The 16787-nt window shown below is 52.9% G+C and carries 15 protein-coding genes; 5 read left to right on the forward strand and 10 right to left on the reverse strand.

The window, feature by feature from the left end:
• Both ACESMB_RS07420 and ACESMB_RS07425 read right to left on the reverse strand, forming a co-directional pair.
• Nucleotides 1-297: SDR family NAD(P)-dependent oxidoreductase (locus ACESMB_RS07420; protein WP_372971222.1), on the reverse strand; the 297-nt coding region annotated here is incomplete at its 3' end.
• A gap of 25 nt (nt 298-322) precedes the next feature.
• Nucleotides 323-841 (reverse strand): hypothetical protein, encoded by a 519-nt coding sequence (locus ACESMB_RS07425; RefSeq protein ID WP_372971223.1) that lies wholly within the window; start codon nt 839-841, stop codon nt 323-325.
• A gap of 259 nt (nt 842-1100) precedes the next feature.
• Here ACESMB_RS07425 and ACESMB_RS07430 point away from each other — a divergent pair, with 259 nt between their 5' ends.
• The 3 genes from ACESMB_RS07430 (at nt 1101) to ACESMB_RS07440 (ending at nt 2805) form a co-directional block, all read left to right on the forward strand.
• On the forward strand, nt 1101-1526 hold the full coding sequence (locus ACESMB_RS07430) for a PAS domain S-box protein (protein WP_372971224.1): 426 nt from the start codon (nt 1101-1103) through the stop codon (nt 1524-1526).
• 340 nt (nt 1527-1866) lie between these two features.
• Nucleotides 1867-2136 (forward strand): hypothetical protein, encoded by a 270-nt coding sequence (locus tag ACESMB_RS07435; protein WP_372971225.1) that lies wholly within the window; start codon nt 1867-1869, stop codon nt 2134-2136.
• A gap of 189 nt (nt 2137-2325) precedes the next feature.
• A complete protein-coding gene (locus tag ACESMB_RS07440) occupies nt 2326-2805 on the forward strand; it encodes a hypothetical protein (protein ID WP_372971226.1) in 480 nt (159 codons plus the stop codon).
• Between the two features lie 17 nt (nt 2806-2822).
• On the opposite strand, the gene ACESMB_RS07445 is transcribed toward ACESMB_RS07440, so the two are convergent.
• The 4 genes from ACESMB_RS07445 to ACESMB_RS07460 form a co-directional block, all read right to left on the reverse strand.
• Nucleotides 2823-3692, reverse strand: coding sequence for a CHAD domain-containing protein (locus ACESMB_RS07445; protein WP_372971227.1), 870 nt, complete (start codon nt 3690-3692; stop codon nt 2823-2825).
• A gap of 304 nt (nt 3693-3996) precedes the next feature.
• Nucleotides 3997-5325 (reverse strand): acetyl-CoA hydrolase/transferase family protein, encoded by a 1329-nt coding sequence (locus ACESMB_RS07450; protein WP_372971228.1) that lies wholly within the window; start codon nt 5323-5325, stop codon nt 3997-3999.
• Between the two features lie 31 nt (nt 5326-5356).
• Nucleotides 5357-7240: a pyruvate kinase gene (locus ACESMB_RS07455; RefSeq protein ID WP_372971229.1), complete on the reverse strand. Its 1884-nt coding sequence runs from the start codon at nt 7238-7240 to the stop codon at nt 5357-5359.
• Nucleotides 7241-7772: 532 nt separating this feature from the next.
• Nucleotides 7773-9491: a GGDEF domain-containing protein gene (locus tag ACESMB_RS07460; RefSeq protein ID WP_372971230.1), complete on the reverse strand. Its 1719-nt coding sequence runs from the start codon at nt 9489-9491 to the stop codon at nt 7773-7775.
• Nucleotides 9492-9749: 258 nt separating this feature from the next.
• On the opposite strand from ACESMB_RS07460, the gene ACESMB_RS07465 reads away from it, so the two are divergent.
• Nucleotides 9750-11396, forward strand: coding sequence for a methyl-accepting chemotaxis protein (locus ACESMB_RS07465; protein ID WP_372971231.1), 1647 nt, complete (start codon nt 9750-9752; stop codon nt 11394-11396).
• Nucleotides 11397-11467: 71 nt separating this feature from the next.
• Here ACESMB_RS07465 and ACESMB_RS07470 read toward each other — a convergent pair whose 3' ends face one another.
• Together ACESMB_RS07470 and ACESMB_RS07475 are read right to left on the reverse strand one after the other, a co-directional pair.
• Complete coding sequence (locus ACESMB_RS07470; RefSeq protein WP_372925836.1) at nt 11468-13216, reverse strand: putative bifunctional diguanylate cyclase/phosphodiesterase; 1749 nt, start codon at nt 13214-13216, stop codon at nt 11468-11470.
• A gap of 88 nt (nt 13217-13304) precedes the next feature.
• Nucleotides 13305-14342, reverse strand: coding sequence for an acyltransferase family protein (locus tag ACESMB_RS07475; RefSeq protein ID WP_372925837.1), 1038 nt, complete (start codon nt 14340-14342; stop codon nt 13305-13307).
• Between the two features lie 56 nt (nt 14343-14398).
• Here ACESMB_RS07475 and ACESMB_RS07480 point away from each other — a divergent pair, with 56 nt between their 5' ends.
• The gene (locus ACESMB_RS07480) at nt 14399-15286 is read left to right on the forward strand and encodes an alpha/beta hydrolase (RefSeq protein WP_372925838.1); all 888 of its coding nucleotides are present in this window, start codon (nt 14399-14401) and stop codon (nt 15284-15286) included.
• Nucleotides 15287-15292: 6 nt separating this feature from the next.
• Here ACESMB_RS07480 and ACESMB_RS07485 read toward each other — a convergent pair whose 3' ends face one another.
• Complete coding sequence (locus ACESMB_RS07485; RefSeq protein ID WP_372971232.1) at nt 15293-15916, reverse strand: SCO family protein; 624 nt, start codon at nt 15914-15916, stop codon at nt 15293-15295.
• A complete protein-coding gene (locus ACESMB_RS07490; protein WP_372925840.1) occupies nt 15913-16755 on the reverse strand; it encodes a cytochrome c oxidase assembly protein in 843 nt (280 codons plus the stop codon). Before ACESMB_RS07490 ends, ACESMB_RS07485 begins: the two co-directional genes overlap by 4 nt.
• Nucleotides 16756-16787: the final 32 nt, after the last annotated feature.

Consider the following 16787-nt stretch of genomic DNA (forward strand, 5'->3'; position numbering starts at 1 on the left):
CTGCAAAGCCGCCAGGGCATGTTCTCTGAACCGGGTCACCACGGGGCCCGGGAGCACAAGTGAGACACTTTCCAGGCTGTTGCTGCCCTGTTCATCAAATCTCGGCCCCAGCACTTCCTCAAGACTTTCAATCTGCTCAAAGGACTCAAGGTCCAGCTTTATTTCCTGGGCTGCGGAACCGGCGCCATTGGGTTCTCGCGTTAGGGCGACAACTTTATAGCCTTCCCGCGCAAACAGGGCGCAGGTTTCATGACCAATTCCGGAGCTTGGTCCGGTTACAAGAGCGAGCTTTGTCATAGCGATAGGTCACAGAGTGTGGCAGTCAATGGTAAGGGGCCGCTCTTGCAGAGTCCATGATCCGCTGGCGTACCCAGGTACGAGCCTGGTCGGCAGGCAACGACTCCATTGCAAAGCTCAGAGCGGCCCAGACCAATGCCAGCAACAACGTCTGAAGCGGGACGCTGCCGTTTGCCGGGACTATCTGGTCATCAGCCAGGATTGAGCTCACTTCCTTGATAAGTGCTTGTGATGGTTGGTGATCGTCGGGAAGTCCCAAGTCGGGCAGGTCATCTGGACACGCGGATTCAATGAGGAATGTGTTGGCCGCGCGAGCGCACTCTTTGCGAAAGGGCTCGTTTGCAGAAGTGTCGATGATTTCGCAAACGGTGTCGCAGAGCACCCACATAACAGCAAAGCCGGAGTAGAGATTCGCAGAGTCGCTGCGCTGACCACTTCGTTGGCGAAACTGTTCTATGCGTTTGGAGATTGACGTGCCGTATCGGGCGATGTCATCAACCATCTCTACGCCACTGTCATCGAACGGTTTGGATATCAGGCTCATGGGCTGCTCATTTCACTGTATCAAGATATTACGAGCAAAAAGACATTTGGTTCTCATCAGATGAAGCCGCCGGCGCTGTCGGGCGCGGCAGTACCGTGAAATTCGCCGATACCGGTCTGGGGATTGAAGGATACGAGTTTGATTAATTTCCCTGTGTTTGCCCGCCGAGCAATCAGAATACTCCGCAGTTTCGTAAAAGGGTTGCTTAACAGAAAGTGTTGTAACCTAAACTATTCAGAGCAACCGCAGAGGGGGCGAGGTGGCATTTTACAATCGGACAAAGCTGGAACTTCAGGCCACACAGGAGAAACTGCAAGCCGCCGAGAGCCGCATTGATGAGTTGGAGGCGGACTTTCGGGCCATCGAACAGCACACGGCGCTGATGGTGCTCAGCCGGGATGGTCTGGTCGAGCGGGTCAGCAAGCCCTGCCTGGAACTGTTTGGGTACCAGCAGGAAGAAAAGTTAATCGGAAAGCACCATCGGGTTTTCTGCGAAGACGACTACGCCAGAGGCGAAGAATATATCGTTTTCTGGCGAGAGCTTGTAACCGGGCATGTGAAGGAGGGGCAGTTCTTTAATCTGGACGCACAAGGGGAGGGTATTTGGCTGAATGCCAGTTACCTGCCGGTATTGTCTGATAAGGGCATCGTCAAGAGGATTGTCGTGCTTTATCGGCCCGGATGAGTCAGCTCAAGCTATTGTTCCGACTATCTGGGTGCCTTGTCAGCGTCAATGACGAAGAAGTTCTTGGCCATTCTCTGATGGAAACAGCGGAACATCCATTTGATTGAACTCGTCCCTTACCCGTCAGATCATGCTAGGGGGTTCATCCGCGTTATTTTTCATTCATTCTCTTGGGCATACAGATGCTTCGATAGACCAGGGGATCATAGATTATTGGCTGGTTGTTTTTTATTCAGAAACGGTCTTGAGAGAAGTCAAGCCAACCTATGAAGTCTCGGATATAATAGGGCCTGTTCCGTTGTTATGCTCTCAATAGTTTCAATACAAAGGAGTTTACCCCGTGAATTCTGAACTTCTCGCCCTTGCCTTGCTTAACGAACCCAACGCTACGCTCCAGGAAATCGCCAATGAAAATGCTGGCAGAGTGTCTGAAGGTACCAGCAGATCCTCGTTCAGAATGCTCTCAGAGCAGGGTGAAGTGGTCGGCTATATTAAAACCTGGCACGACGACGATGATGATTACGCGGGTTTCGTCCACTTTGACTCTGACGGAAACATTGTCGACTGGAAAGCGTTAAACAGAAACAGATGGTCAGTGCCTGGAAATTGAAACAATACTGCAATCACTGCTCGTTATTCTGTTGATGGTGTTACTAAACATCATCGTGTTTTCTCTAAGCAGAATCATGTTGCCGGGGGCTCCTCCCGGCTTTTTTAACAGTTTTCCAGTCTTCAGGGTTAGCAACCCAATCCTTTCGGTCCCATCGAATGCTGGGCGAGTAAGGCAGTCAGGTGTGCCATGAGTGATAGAAAAAACCATCACCAAGCTCTGCAGGCATTGTTTTTCTCGTCCTCATCTGGAGTCTGGGTCCGCCCCAATCTCGATCTTGCATGCGGATTTTGTTCTGTATCAGTCCGACTCACTCCAGAAGCCTCCACCTCATGGGGAACTGTAAAAGACAGCATCATCTTCCAGCTTCTCCTGGATGCAGCAGCACTTGCTGCCAATACCCAGGAAACATCGTTACTTGTTAAATGCGATAAGTTCGAATTTTCGCCTTCCCAGCCCCTGCACGAGTGCCGGGTTGTTTCGGTCGCCAGAGTCATTCATTCCAGCGTGCATCAATGGATAATTGACTCGACACTCCATGACGAAGCCGAGAACGAAATCGCGTGGGGGCGTAGCTGGTTCTCCAGGTCCGATTTTTTGTTGAAGACCATCGCTCCTTACAAAAATCAGTTTTTGAAATTGCGCCAGGACTGGAGCAAGCAATCCTGACGGTCGTATTGCACCACTTATAATGCTTTTAGGAATGATCCTGGCGAGTCCGCCAAAACTTTCCGTGCCGCTTTATGGCTTTGTTTCTGGAGATCCAGCAGCTTATCCCGGATACAATCAGCGACAAACTCCCACCTCGTATCGTCTATCTCTATCGCCTGACGGTGTTCGGACAGATAATCCAATAACACGGCTTGATCATTGGCGAGTCCCTGAAGCTCAGTGAGTGCCTGGAGTTTGGCTAATTTGCGTTTGAGCCCTTTACCCAACATAGGCCGCAGAACCCTCATGCAATAGAACAGGTCTTTGGAGCGCTTACGGAACCGATGGAATTCTTCAATATCATCAGAGACTATAGCCTTTTGCTCAGCGTCTCGGGCTTTCTCGTAAATGCGCTTGAGGTTTGGGAGTAGATCTGGGAGAGACCTGGGCAGATTCCAGTTTTTGGGTGCGCTGCTCTCAGACTCGACCTCTAATGCCAGATCCACGAAAAAATCACGTCCCTTCTCATCGATCGGATCCAGATTTTGCTGGCTGGATAAGAATTGCGCCACATTTTCGTAATTGGAACTTTGGAGAGACGGCGTTTCCTCCACAAGATCTTGCCAGGTTTTTTCGCGGACCATGGCATCCCGATTTCCAGAAAGCCTGGCAGCAATCGATCTATAAAATTCTTGTCTGTGGCGAAACTCCCTTTTGCCAATTTGAGGTCTGACCAGGCGTAAAAGCGCTCGTATTTCCTTGCAGCTCTTGCGAGCCTCATGGACACCTGTTTCCGGATCTCTGCAGGCGCGCAGTGATGCCAAAGCGATGTCCTCATTGACGGATCGCATCAGCCGTTCAAAGTGTTTCCTGAAGTTCCCATTCTGACTGAGTCGATAACGCATAGACGCACCCTGTTTCTGGAGTAACCGGACCGTCTTACGATAAGGCGGCAGCTGTTGGATTCCCCAACAGCCAAAGTGGCGACAACGATTATCCTCCCTATCGCGAAAGATAGCACGCTAGCAATCGCTGCTCAGGATAAGTTCTGCAGTTGCCGCAATCGTTTGAAGGGAAGTAAACGAGGCAGGCCAAGGACGTTAACTTGCTACTGTTTTGGGTGTGCCGATAGTGGTCTCAATCGTTGGATGGACACGCCGCCATTGATGGATAGATCTGCACCGGTAATGAATGACGATTTTGTTTGTTTCACATCAGCCCCATTGAAATTGCTTCGCGCTCCAACTCCTCCCTGAATTCCGGGGCCGCGATATCAATCAGTGACCGGGCTCGCTGCGGAATCGAAAGCCCTTTGAGATTCACGCAGCCGTACTCAGTCACAACGAAGTGCACGTCGTTTCTGGGGTCCGTCACCGCGCCCCCGCGAAGTCGGGATACGACACGACTGACTTTGCCAGACCGCGCCGTTGACCGGAGCGCGACAAACGACCGTCCGTTCCGGGCGGAATAGGCGCCCCGCACGAAATCCAGTTGGCCGCCAGTGCCGGAGAACGGATGATCACCCAGTTGCTCGGAGTTGATCTGTCCGGTCAGGTCTATCTCAAGCGCAGAGTTCACGGACACCATGTTGTCATTGAGCCGAATGATGTCGGGGTTGTTTACCCAGGATGCCGGGTAACCCACTATCGAGGGGTTATCGTCGAGAAAGTCGTACAGAGCACGGTCTCCGAGAGCAAAGGTGAACACATGCTTGTGCTGCATCCAGGTCTTACGCCGGCCGTTCATCACACCTGACTGAATCAGCGGCATCATGGCCGGAGAAAACAGCTCACTGTGCAGGCCCAGGTTCCGGTGGCCAGTCAGTCCAGCCAATACAGCGTTGGGAACACCACCAACACCAATTTGCAGCGTATCGCCATCATGAATCCGCTGGACTATCTGTTCGGCAATCCTGAGGTCCACATCGGTAGGCGGGTTGGGAGTGGCTTCGATCAGCGGCTCGTCATGTTCCACAAGGTGATCTATTTCGGAGATGTGAACCGAGCATTCACCGAAGGTTCGAGGCATGAATCGATTGACCTCGACGATAACCTTTTTGGCCTTTCGAATCACCGACGCGCCATAGTCGGCGTTGGTACCGAGGCTGAAATAGCCATGGCGGTCCATGGGCGAAACTGTCACAAAAAAGCACTCGGGATCGATGTGTTCGGTTAACAGGCGCCCAGCCTGGTGGAGCATGGCGGGCACAAACTCGATCCAGCTTTGGGAACCGGATTGCGCAATCGCGTCCCTGTCGGAATGGCTAAGAAACAGGGGGCGGGGAATAACGCGGTCGGATAATTCAGGAGTCAAAAGGCTCCGTCGCAGGCTTTCTGTGCCGTGTAGGTAATAGAGGGCCAGGGGACCAAGAAGTCGGTCTTTCAATGCGTCGGCCGTTGCTGCCATCAGGGCAGGGGGCTGTGCGGCACTCATACCCAGAATCAGATTCTTGCAGTCCGCTATCGTCTCTACCGCCTCATGCGGGAGCAGGCGACGTTTGAGGTAAAGTGCCTTAAGATCCGGGTCAACCACATCCATCTTTTTTCAACCTCGTTTTCTGACCTTCCGGTCAAAGCTTCACATGAGCCAATTTGAGCTCCCTCAGCATGGCGCGCTTTTTCCTCTGATGGCTTTGCATTCGGTTGAGGATGTTGTCCAGAACTTCCACAGCTTCGGAGATGTGCGGTCCCTTGTTGAGCATGACGCATTCCGCCCGATGCGCCATGACGACATCGGAGATTTCCGCCCGAGATGGGAGGCCTTTCTGAGCCAGACGCTCCAACACCTGTGTCGCCCAGATTACGGGGACATGGGCCGCTTCACAGACCCAGAGTATTTCTTCCTGAACTTCGGCCAGACGCTCATAACCACACTCCACCGCAAGGTCGCCTCTGGCGATCATCACACCACAACTGGGCCAACGCATGGCGGCCAGGAGCATTGGGGGAAGGTTTTCAAAGCCTTTGAGCGTTTCGATTTTAAGTACCAGGGCCGGCTTGGCTACGTTAATAGCCTCCAGGCTTTTTTCTAGCGATCGGACATCGTGTGCAGAATTTGCGAAGGACATTTCAATGGCATCGGCATGTTCTGCGATAAACGCCAGATTCTGGATGTCTTCCGGCGTGATCGCGTCGATGCTCAACTGGCTGTCAGGGAGATTGATCCCTTTGCCACTGCGGAGTTTGCTCCCTTCTGCACGCGCATGTTGAATCTTTACCAGGAATCGGTCCTGTTCCACTTGCTCGATCACGCCGCCAATCTTTCCATCGTCAAACCAGATCGTTTCCCCGGGCCGGACCTGAGAAACGATCTTCGGCATGGTGCAGCTTATGGCCGGGCAGGCGAGAGGGTTTCCCTGGGGGTTTTGTATTGTGGACTCTTCCGGTCCGGGTTGCGCCGTAACGATCAGTGAATCGCCTCTGTTTAGCAGGACGAAACCGGGGCGTGGCGGGAAATCGGCAATCTGACAGACTGATTGCTCAGGTTTTCCGTTCCTGAGGTGTAGCTTCGTACCGGGCACCACATAACAAGCCTTGATACTTTCCACCCAGCAGCCCCTCTCGGTCATCCCTACTACAGTCCATTTACGGGATTTTTTCCGGACATCCAGGAAGGTGATTTCGTCGCAATGGCGCAAGCATTCAAGGAAACTGTTGGAAACCCGGAACTGGCCATCACAACCATCGGGCGCATTGGTCGGAGATTTCTCTGAAGTAAGCCAGATCCGTGCGGGTATCACCATCGTTCCATACTCATCCCGCTTGGGACGAATGTGCATAACCTTCGGTCCGGGTGGAATCTCGCCAGTTCGTATCTTGGGCCCGCCCAGATCCATGAATACACGGCAGTCAACGCCAATGCTTTGTTCTGCTTTTCGTAAGTTGCTGATCATGCCCATCCAGATCTCGGGGGTGTCATGCGCACAATTGATCCGCATGCAGTTCATGCCTCTGGCCAGGAGGTTGAGAATTACACTTTCATCCAGGGCGGCCTCCGTCGGCATCGTTACCATGATGCGAACGTTTCGATCGTTTCTTACGCACCCGAGCAATTGATCTGTATGCTCTGCGAGTAGATCCGGGCCCTCAAGAATATCGACCTTTGGAATTGTATCGACCTCTGTGTCGGGGAGCGGTTGGCCAAGGAAAATGGTTAGGGCTCGAATCACGGCATCCAGAGTGGAGAGGACGCAGGCCTCGGACCGGCCCAGTGAAGACAATCCCAGTGAGACAAGACGCTGCTGAACCGGGCGGAGGTCGTGCCGCCTGAGAGACAGGTAATGAAGCAGATTTTTCGCGCTGCGCAGATAGCCGGCATTTATGTCATTGAAGTCAACCGAAAGCTCCGCAGTCTCGAGTATGAGAGTTTCTCGCAGTTTTTTCAGGTCTTCCAACATGCTGCCGACCGCCTCAATTTCTGAGGGAGCAAGCATTGTTTTCGGTTTCTCTTCCATGCTTAAACTCCGGTGTTTTGAGCCTCTTCGACAACGACAGGAATCTTTACGGTAATTCTCTGAAAACATTAAGCGATATTTAACTGTCGGGGAGGACTGTTTCAGTTTCGTGAAGTTTTTGTTGTCGATGCCATGTTTGCTCGCAGAAAATAAAACGACAGATGTATCTCATTGGAGGGGAGAACGCGATGCTTTAGCTGAGGCTCGCTCAGAGGGCGCAGTAACCTGTCCGAGTGTCGCACAATTGCAACATTTAAAGAGGACCGTGGTTAGTAGGAGCAGAAGCTTGAATCTGCTCTTGTCCGAAAGCGTTGCTTATCTTTTGTCCGGGATTTTCAAAGTCCCGGACTTTTTTGGTTTCAGTTGGTGCCTTTTTAGATGCTTTGAATGTTGTGTTCTGGTCACCTAACCGGCTCTCCGAGGTCGGCGTGACACCAGAGTTTTGGGCTTGGCCGCAGTTTCCCTCTGGGTAACATGGGATTTTTCATTGGACTGCGGCCAGGCGCTGGCTGGCGGGAGTAAGTGCGCCTGCTTACTCTATAAAGCAGAATCCCACAGTCGCTTTAGCCCTTTTTTTCGCATGACTGGCAGCGTCAGAGAGCTGGTCGGCAGTGTGTCTGTCATCTGAGTTGACCTCTACGATGCCGGCAGCCAGGGAAACCAGGGGAAAGCGATTGATTTGCCCGCTTCTGTCCTCGGATTCCACGAATCCGTTTCGCAGTACACTTTCGGTATAAAAACGCCGTGTCTGTTCAACGAATCGTGCTTGCAGGGTTTTGGCATTGGAAATGGCAAGCGGAGACGTGCTGATCACAACAAAATCGTCCCCTCCGATATGGCCCACGAAGTCGCCATCAACATGGAAAAACTCCGTTAGCAGGTCCGCCAGTAGAAGAATGACCTGGTCACCGACCCTGTAGCCAAGTGAGTCGTTGAGAGGTTTGAACATGTTGATGTCGAAATAAATCAGGGTGAAAGGCAGCCTCTTATCCGTTCGTGTTGCCAGCGTTTGCTGAATCGGAACATTGCCCGGCAGGAGGGTCAGTGGATTGGCATAGCGCGCTTTTTCTATTTTCCTGATGGTAATCTTCTGGAGCAGGGCGCGGGTGGAGCCAAGTCCCGCATATCGACCGTTGTGAGTAACAATAAAGTGTTGCTTGAGGTAGTGGGCATCGTCGTCGATGAGCCGTTGGCTGACTTCGTCAAGCGGCATATCGCAGTCTACAACAAGGGCATCGGCGTTCAGCATTCGGGTAACCCGGCATTTTTCGTATAGCGCGCGTCCGTAAGGTGTACTGAAAGTTTCCAGAACCCGCCATTTGTGAAGTAGCCCAAGTGGCCTGCCGTTGTCTACTACGGGCAGAGCGAACAGGCCGGGTTCACTTTGAAGTCGCTCCCAGGCGTATTGCATGGTCGAATAGGACGTAACAGGCTCAATTTGGCTGATCAGCGAGCCGGCTGTTTCCTCTCGGGGAACTTTGTTAGTGGGAGCAGGTTGTACACCCAACGGGTCCAGGCGGGCCGTTGCCATTTGTTTTGGCCGGCCGAACAGAAAGCCCTGGACCAGTGAGATACCAAGTCCTGCGACAACCCGGAATTCCGCTTCTGTTTCCACTCCTTCAGCAATCAGTTTGCAGCCGATACGATCGGACAGTTCGACAACGGACCGGAGAAATTCCCGTTTCACCAGGTCATCCTGGATATCTCTTATGAAGTGCCTGTCGATCTTTACGAAGTCCGGTTCCAGTTCCGACCAGAGTTTGAGTCCTGAATACCCGCTGCCGAGATCATCAATGGCAATCAGAAACCCTTCTGTCTTCAGCCAGGACAGTGTTTTAAGAAGCTCTGACGGATCTGCTGTGGGGTAGCGTTCCGAGAGTTCAATCACGATGTCTGACGGCTTCAGTCGATTTGCCTCAAGCAGCTCCTGCAACAGGGAAGGTTTGAACTCCGGTGGCGTCAGTTTGGCCGGGCTGACGTTCACGAAGAGTTTTAGCTGGGTACCCTGACCGGACCAGCTATTTGCAGCAGTGCGAAGGCAGAGGCCATCCAGTTCCGACGTCAGACCGCAGCGCTCGGCGGTTTCGAAAAGCATCTGGGCCCCGTGCAAATTGCTGTCCGAAGGGCCACGGCTGAGTGCCTCATAACCAAAAACCGCCTTTTTACCTACATTCACGATGGGCTGGAAAAGGGTTGTAATCGTTTCTTCAGATAGTAAACGTTTCAGTTCCTGATTGAGGCAGGTTTGCATATCTGTCACTCCTGGATATGAGTGAGGTGCAGGGCTGGTAATTTGCGTTGCTCCGTCGCATGTTCCCTGGCTACTGATTCTTTTGGTTCACATCCGGTTGTGCCAATTCGTGAAATTACGATCCATATTCTGTGTAAGAGATGTGACAAACGTATTGCAGATATGCCGTAATACTGACTCGTTTAATCTGTTAGTTACGTCAGAAAAATAACGTTACCCCGAGAAAGTGTAATATTTCAGTCACAATCGGTGTTCACTATGAGGCCCTCATTTGATGATGGGGGCACCATGCTGAGAACCGTTCGCAGTCGGATTTTCTTCTTTTCATTTCTGTCGGTATTTGCGCTTTCGGCTCTCGCCCTGCTGTCCTGGTCAATCATTATCAAGGCCGAAAACGCCGCTGAACAACTGATAGAGAATCGCCTGACAGAATCCTGGTTGCTGAACGACCTGGAACAGGATCTCCGCCATTTGCAGGATCTTTCCTACAAGATTAAAGGCCAGTTGCTGCTTTGGGATGAAATAGAACGGGAATTTGCCGCACTGTCGGAGTCAATTCCCGCCAAGTGGGACGCCATTAATCAGAATGCGCAACTTGGCCAATGGGCTGAGGAACACGAAACTGTTTTTGATCCTGTAGATTTGTATCTTGGCAAGCTTGGGGAGGGAATCCAGCAGAAGAGCTATTATCAGGCCGGTAAGGCTGTGGACTTCGATCTCTTTCCTGCATTGTCGCCAATGCTTGAAATCATCAGCGCCCGGGAGATGGCGAGTCGGGAGCGGATTGGTCAGGAATCCAGCGAACTACTGGATTACCTAAGCGGCCAGCAGGTATCGCTGATCGTGGGGTTTGTGATTTTTCTGCTGGTTATTGTGGTGATGACTTTCTGGTTGAGAAAAATTGTTATCAACCGGCTGCAGCGGATCGAGCAAGATCTCCGCATGATGGACGAGCGCTCCGATCTCGCCAATACTCCAAAACTGAGCGGGTCAGACGAAGTGGCCGGCGTTGCGGCAGCACTGATTCGACTGGTTGGCCGCTTCGAAGAATTTGTTGGTGATATCCGGGTTGTCTCACAAAGTGTGAATGATCGATCCGAGCGTCTTGACTCACAGGCAGAAGAGCTAGAGTCGGCCTCTCAGACCACTCATCGCCAGATCCAGGATGTCACAAATTCAATGCGGGCCATTGCCGAGCAGGCTTCGGCGATCGAAGCATCGACGGGTGAGTCCAGGGAGACCATTCAGGCCGCAGTGAGCGCAAACGCAGACATCCAGTCCGGTCTGAGAAAGAGTGAGACGGCAGCGGAGCATACTGTCGAAGTTATTGATCGGGTATCTGAATCTATCCACGAGCTGACGGAATCAACTCTGAAAATCGAAAAGGTCATTGGTGTGATCGCGGACATAGCCGAGCAGACGAATTTGCTGGCCCTGAATGCTGCCATCGAGGCCGCCAGAGCGGGTGAACATGGACGAGGGTTCGCCGTTGTTGCTGACGAGGTTCGTACGCTATCGAAGCGCACTGCAGATTCCACCGGAGAAATTCGCCAGTGGGTTGGGGATCTGGTTTCGGGCGTCCAGGGTGTTGATCATCAGATTGCGGAAATGAAAGAGGCGGGACTCGGTAACCGCCAGACGCTGGATGAACTCAAGGCCCACCTGGTGTCCATGAACCAGCGGTTTTCGGATCTGGAGCTCCGCAGCACTACAATCAATGATGCATTGATGCTTCAACGCGAGGAAATTGACAGGGTCGGGGATCGGTCTGACGCACTGGACGCCCACGCCGCAACACTGGCCGACAATGTTGCCGGTAGCAGGGAGGTGAGCACGGCATTGAAGCGGGAAGCACTTTCCATGAGCGATCTGACCTCCCGGTTCCGCACGACTGCAGATCACTGATTTGGTCGGTCACGGCTTTGGTCATTCCAGTAGCTCCAGTAGCCTCCGTTCGGTTCCGAATCGGGCCTCTTCTAGGTTTTGCCAGCCATAAACGGTTCCATCTGATCCGCCGGCATCGGCATTGCGTGGAGGAATCCCTGGGCCAGATCACAGCCCAGACTTCTGACAAGGGTGTCCTGTTCAGGTGTTTCCACGCCCTCCACGACCACACTCAAACCGAGACGATGACCGACTGTTATCATGGCTTGCATGATCGCCATGTCACTGTCGTTTTCCATTGCGTGATGAAGGAAGCTTCGATCTATTTTGATACTGGAAACCGGTAACTTCCGTAGATAGACCAGGGAGGAATACCCTGTGCCAAAATCATCGATAGAGATATGCACGCCACTGAGTCTCAGTTTTTCCAATTGTTCTATCTGCCACTCCTCTCCACCTACCACTTCATTTTCCGTCAGTTCCAGTCCTAAATGGAATGGCGTAAGCCCATAATCCTGCAGAGTCTGCAGAATCTGATCGGCCAGGTGTGGATTTGTCAGTTGTTTGCCCGACAGATTGATATCAACCCGTGTATTTTCGAGCGTTGTACCCTGCCAGGCTTTAAGCTGCCGGCAAGCTGCTTCAATTACCCAGTCCCCGACACGATTGATCAATCCCGATTTTTCCGCTATCGGAATAAAAATGGCGGGCGAAACGGCCTGGGCGTTTTCATCAAAGCATCGCAGGAGCGCTTCACAGGACTCGATATTTCCGTTTTTCAGATTGATTTGTGGCTGAAAATACAGTTGCAGGCTGTTGTCAGCGAGGGAGCGTCGCAGGAGTGCGGTGATTTCTTGATAGTGAGCCAGTTGTTCATTGATATCTGAGGTGAAAAAACAGATGTTGTTTTTGCCGGTTTCTTTCGCCCGATACATGGCGGCATCGGCGTTTCTCATCAGCTGTGATACCGATGAGCCATCATCCGGAAACAGGCTGATGCCAAAACTGGCTGACACCTGGAAACGCTCTTCGCCCAACATGAAACCGCGGTCCAGCGTCCCAATTAAACGCCTGAGGAGTTCGTGAATACCTTCTGCACCATCAAAGTCGAAAATCAGTAACACGAATTCATCACCGCCAAACCGACTTAGCATGTCGCTCGTGCGAATTTCAGATTTAAGGGCCTTGGCGACTGCCTCTAGCAGTTTGTCTCCATAATGGTGACCGAGGGTGTCATTAATAATCTTGAAGTTGTCCAGATCAATAAACACGACCGCTATTGGCCGCTTCAGTCGCTCCGCTTCGATAAGACGAGCCGATAGCTCGACTTCCATCAATCTTCTGTTAGGTAGCCCGGTCAGGTCGTCGAAGCTTGCCATCTTGTAGAGTTTATCCTTGGCTTTTTTTTGCTCCTGTAAGCTGATATCGATACAGAACATTTCGCAGTCGCCGGTGTTCTGCTTGATCATTACATGACTGGAATATACCGGAACAAGATGTCCGTCTTTATGCTTCAGTTCAATTTCTTCGGCAGGGATGCCGATGTTTCTATCGAGCCAGCTCTGATGGGCTTTTATGACATCTTCACGCATATGATCAGGGATGATCAGATCTTCAAGTAACTGCCCGTAAGCCTCCTCCCGGCTATAGCCGTAAAGGCGCCTGCTCGCATCGTTCCAATAGATAACCTGACGCTTTCTGTTGTAGCCCTGCACAGCAACCATTGGCAGGCTCTCGATTAATTCGAAAAACTTTTGCTCACTCTGTTCGACGAATGACAGAGGATACTCATTACCGAGATCGAGCTTGGGAGGATGAGTCGGGCCGTTGTCATCTTGCATGTGCTGTAGCTCCGCGGTTCGTCTCTAGAAACGAATAAAATGCAGTTACAGGCTTACTCTAACTCACGTTGACGGTCCGACATAGGTTTCACCCTTTCTGAGCAGGCACGGCGGTGACCTGGAGCTTCTTTCCGAACAGCATTCCGCTCCACTCGGCTTTGGCGGCCAGGTTGTTGAGCATAATGGAGCCGGCCATTCCAACAAACGCCAGAGCAAGCACGTACAGCCACAGAGGCATTTCAACCTGCCAGGAAACGAAGTCTACTACTGAAAAGAAAATAGGATGAGCGAGGTAAATCCCGAAAGATGCCTCATTGACCCGTTTAACCAGTGGCGTAGCCTTTCTCTCTGCCAGTCGCGGAATACCGTAAAGGGCAGCAAGAATGAACAAGGGCACCACCCAGGTTTCCTTGGAGGAATATTCCAGCTGGCCCAGCAGCGACAGAACGATAATTCCTGCAACCATGGTGACCAGCCAGGCCGGATGTGAGAGGTGCTTTAGCCACGGCAGTTGTAACAGCCGGGGATAATATCTTGCCAACAGTATCGCCAGGAAAAATAGGTAAATCCAACCTACCGGCGCAATCCAGTGCAGGTAGCCGGGCGGCTCTGCATTCAGATAACGGAATAGGCCCCACCAACAGATGCTGACAGCAGCGCCCAGAAGCAAGCCGGGGCCGGCAGGTAGCCAACGCCATAACCTGAAACGGCTGTAGCACCAGAACAGAAGATAAAACTGCATGGCGACGATGAGAAAGTAGCCGTGCCAGCCAGCGAAGAGCAGATACTCTGTCAGGTGGCCAACCAGGCCGACGTTTTCGCCGCTGGCAAGCAGGCGGACATACTCAGCAATGGAGTAGATCAAGCCGTATACCGCATAGGGAATCATGATGTATTTCAGGCGTCGGGCCAGGAAATGATGCGGAACCTCATCACGGTAGCGTACTGAAAACAGAAAGATGGAAATAAAAATGAAGATGGGGGTGCCGACAACGGTAGGGATACGGGCAAGGTCAAGGATCGTGTGCTCGAGATAATTGCGCTCGATACGGTCGATCAGGTGGAAGGCGAAGACTGCCAGGCAGCCATAGAATCTGAGCCAGTAAATCTCCTCAACTTGCTTCATCGGCATGTCCTGATACAACGTATGTCAGTCAGGCGGAGTATACGGGAGGTTTACTGATGTTACGAAAAATGATCTGTTTGTTGGTGATCCTGGGTGGGCTGGTATCTGCCAGAATCGCTGCGGCCAGCGGTCAGATCGTTGAGGGTGAGTTTGATTCCGGTCTTTTGGACAGGCCCTACCGTTACCTCACCTATCTCCCTGAAGGATATGACTCCGCCTGCAGTAATTACCCGGTCGTGTATCTTCTTCACGGCTCCTTTGGCGGTCATCGGGACTGGGTCAAAAAGGGGAACGTCACGGCAATACTGGACAAGCTGATTCGCCAGGGTACGATTCCACCTGCGATCGTGGTCATGCCCGGAAACCTGAGCTGGTGGATTGATGGTCACAATGAGCCTGCTGCAACAGCGTTTCTGGATGAGCTGATCCCACACATTGAGGACCGCTTCCGGGTTGTGCCGGAACGCAGCTGGCGTGGTGTGGCGGGGCTGTCCGCTGGTGGCTACGGTGCGGTAAGTTTCGCCCTGTCGCGGCCGGACCTGTTCGGGGCGGCGGCAGCGTTCAGCCCGGCCAGTTACGACCCGTTGCCTCCGGACAACTCCTCAGCCTGGCATCATCCTGCTTTTGCCACTGAGGCCGGACAGTTCGACAAGGAGCTCTGGGCCAGGAGTAATTACACCGCTCATCTGGAAAGCTACAGGGCCCAGGACAAGGTCGTACCAATGTACATCAGTGCCGGTGATCGGGACCCTTTCAAGGCTGCGCATTATGCAGCGGAGCTGGAAAGCAGTCTGATCTCCCACCAGGCAGACAGGGTGAGGCTCCAGATTTTTCCCGGTGGACACACCTGGCGGGTATGGCGTGCAAGCCTGCCCCATGGTGTTACTTTCATGTTCAGATACTTACGGGGGCCTGTTGGCGAAGGCTGCGATAGCGCCAGCTGACCATGCTCAGCTTCTGTTTTCTTCGGCCAGAGTCACCAGATCCGTCCGTATATCATCGACACTCAGGTCGGGCCTGAACAGCAGACGGGCGTCTCCCTGGCGGTCGAATACATACACGGCACCACTGTGTGAGACGTTGTAGTTGCCTTCCGTATCCGGGTCGTCGTAGCCGAACGTGGTGCGGTAGCGTTTGCTGAGTTCCCGCAGTGCCTTTTCCTCGCCTGTAAGGCCGATGGCTCTCTCGCTGAAGAAACCCACATAGCTTTCGATGCGTTCCGGTGTGTCCCTCTGGGGATCGACGCTGACGAAGACAATCCGGGTGTCTTTCTGCAGGTCGCCCGGCATGTCCTTTACCGCACGGGAAAGCTTTTGAAGGGTGGCAGGACAGACATCAGGGCAGGACGTAAAGCCGAAAAACACCATCCGGATTTCGCCTTCGGTTTCTTGGGCGGTCAGGGTGTCGCCCGAGGTATCTGTCAGCTCAAACGCCAGCTCTGGCATAAGGCCGCTGATGTCCTTGCCACGCCAGGATTCATCGTCGCTGAAGCAGCCAGTCAGTAGCGCCGCAACTGTCATCAGGGCGGTAAGGGACAGTGATCTGGGAAAGTGAGGCTTGAATCTGTTACTCATGAATGGGTTGCCTTCAGCTTTTCGGAATAGGGGGCTACCTTGCCGTCTTCCCGCATGGCACGGCGCAGGATAATCAGGATGCCGAGGATGCTCATCATGGCTGGCGGAATCCAGGTCAGCAATCCGCCCAGTAATTGGTCTGTTTCTGGTGGCATGGGCCAGGCGCGGCCGCACACCTCGTAGACGTCGTAGACCATGCCCCGGGAAAACACAATGGTGGCCCCCAGAACCATCTGCGGAAGCGCCACCAGTGCCAATAACAGAATCCGTTTGCCATAGCCCAGGGCATCGCTGGATACGGGGGACCGTGGATCAAATATGAGCCACCAGAACAACAAACCATCCAGCAGCATGCTCCAGTTCATGATCCAGTACAGGTCGCGGCTGAGCATGGCGTCAAAGTGAATAGGCGGCCACAGCCAGAAGTAAATCAGGCCCACGAACAGGAAGGAGGCAATGGCCGGGTGCTGCAGGAACCGGTATGCCCATCCCAGTGGTTTCAGTGCGTGCCTGATCCCGGGTTTGATCCGGCTGTAAAGAAAACGCATCACCGGCAGGGGGTTGGAGAGGGCTATCAGGAATGGCCCCAGGTGGTGAAGAATCAGGTGTTGGCCCCGGTGAACGAAGAACATGTACTGGGAGTAGTAATCAAAGCGGGTCTGCATGACGGCGTAACACATCATCACCCCGACCACGAAGACCAGTATCCGGCCATTGCCTGGTCGATCTTCCTCGGGCATTTTCAGCAGCCCGTAGCCATAGAAGCCCAGCACAAGCACAAAGCCCAGTATGGTCACTGGCGAGAAATCGTACGGTATCAGGTAATCTACGACGGCCATCGGGCGTGCCTTAATGCGCTGGAGCAGAACCA

This window comes from Marinobacter sp. (assembly GCF_041686475.1).
In the GTDB taxonomy this organism is placed as follows: domain Bacteria; phylum Pseudomonadota; class Gammaproteobacteria; order Pseudomonadales; family Oleiphilaceae; genus Marinobacter.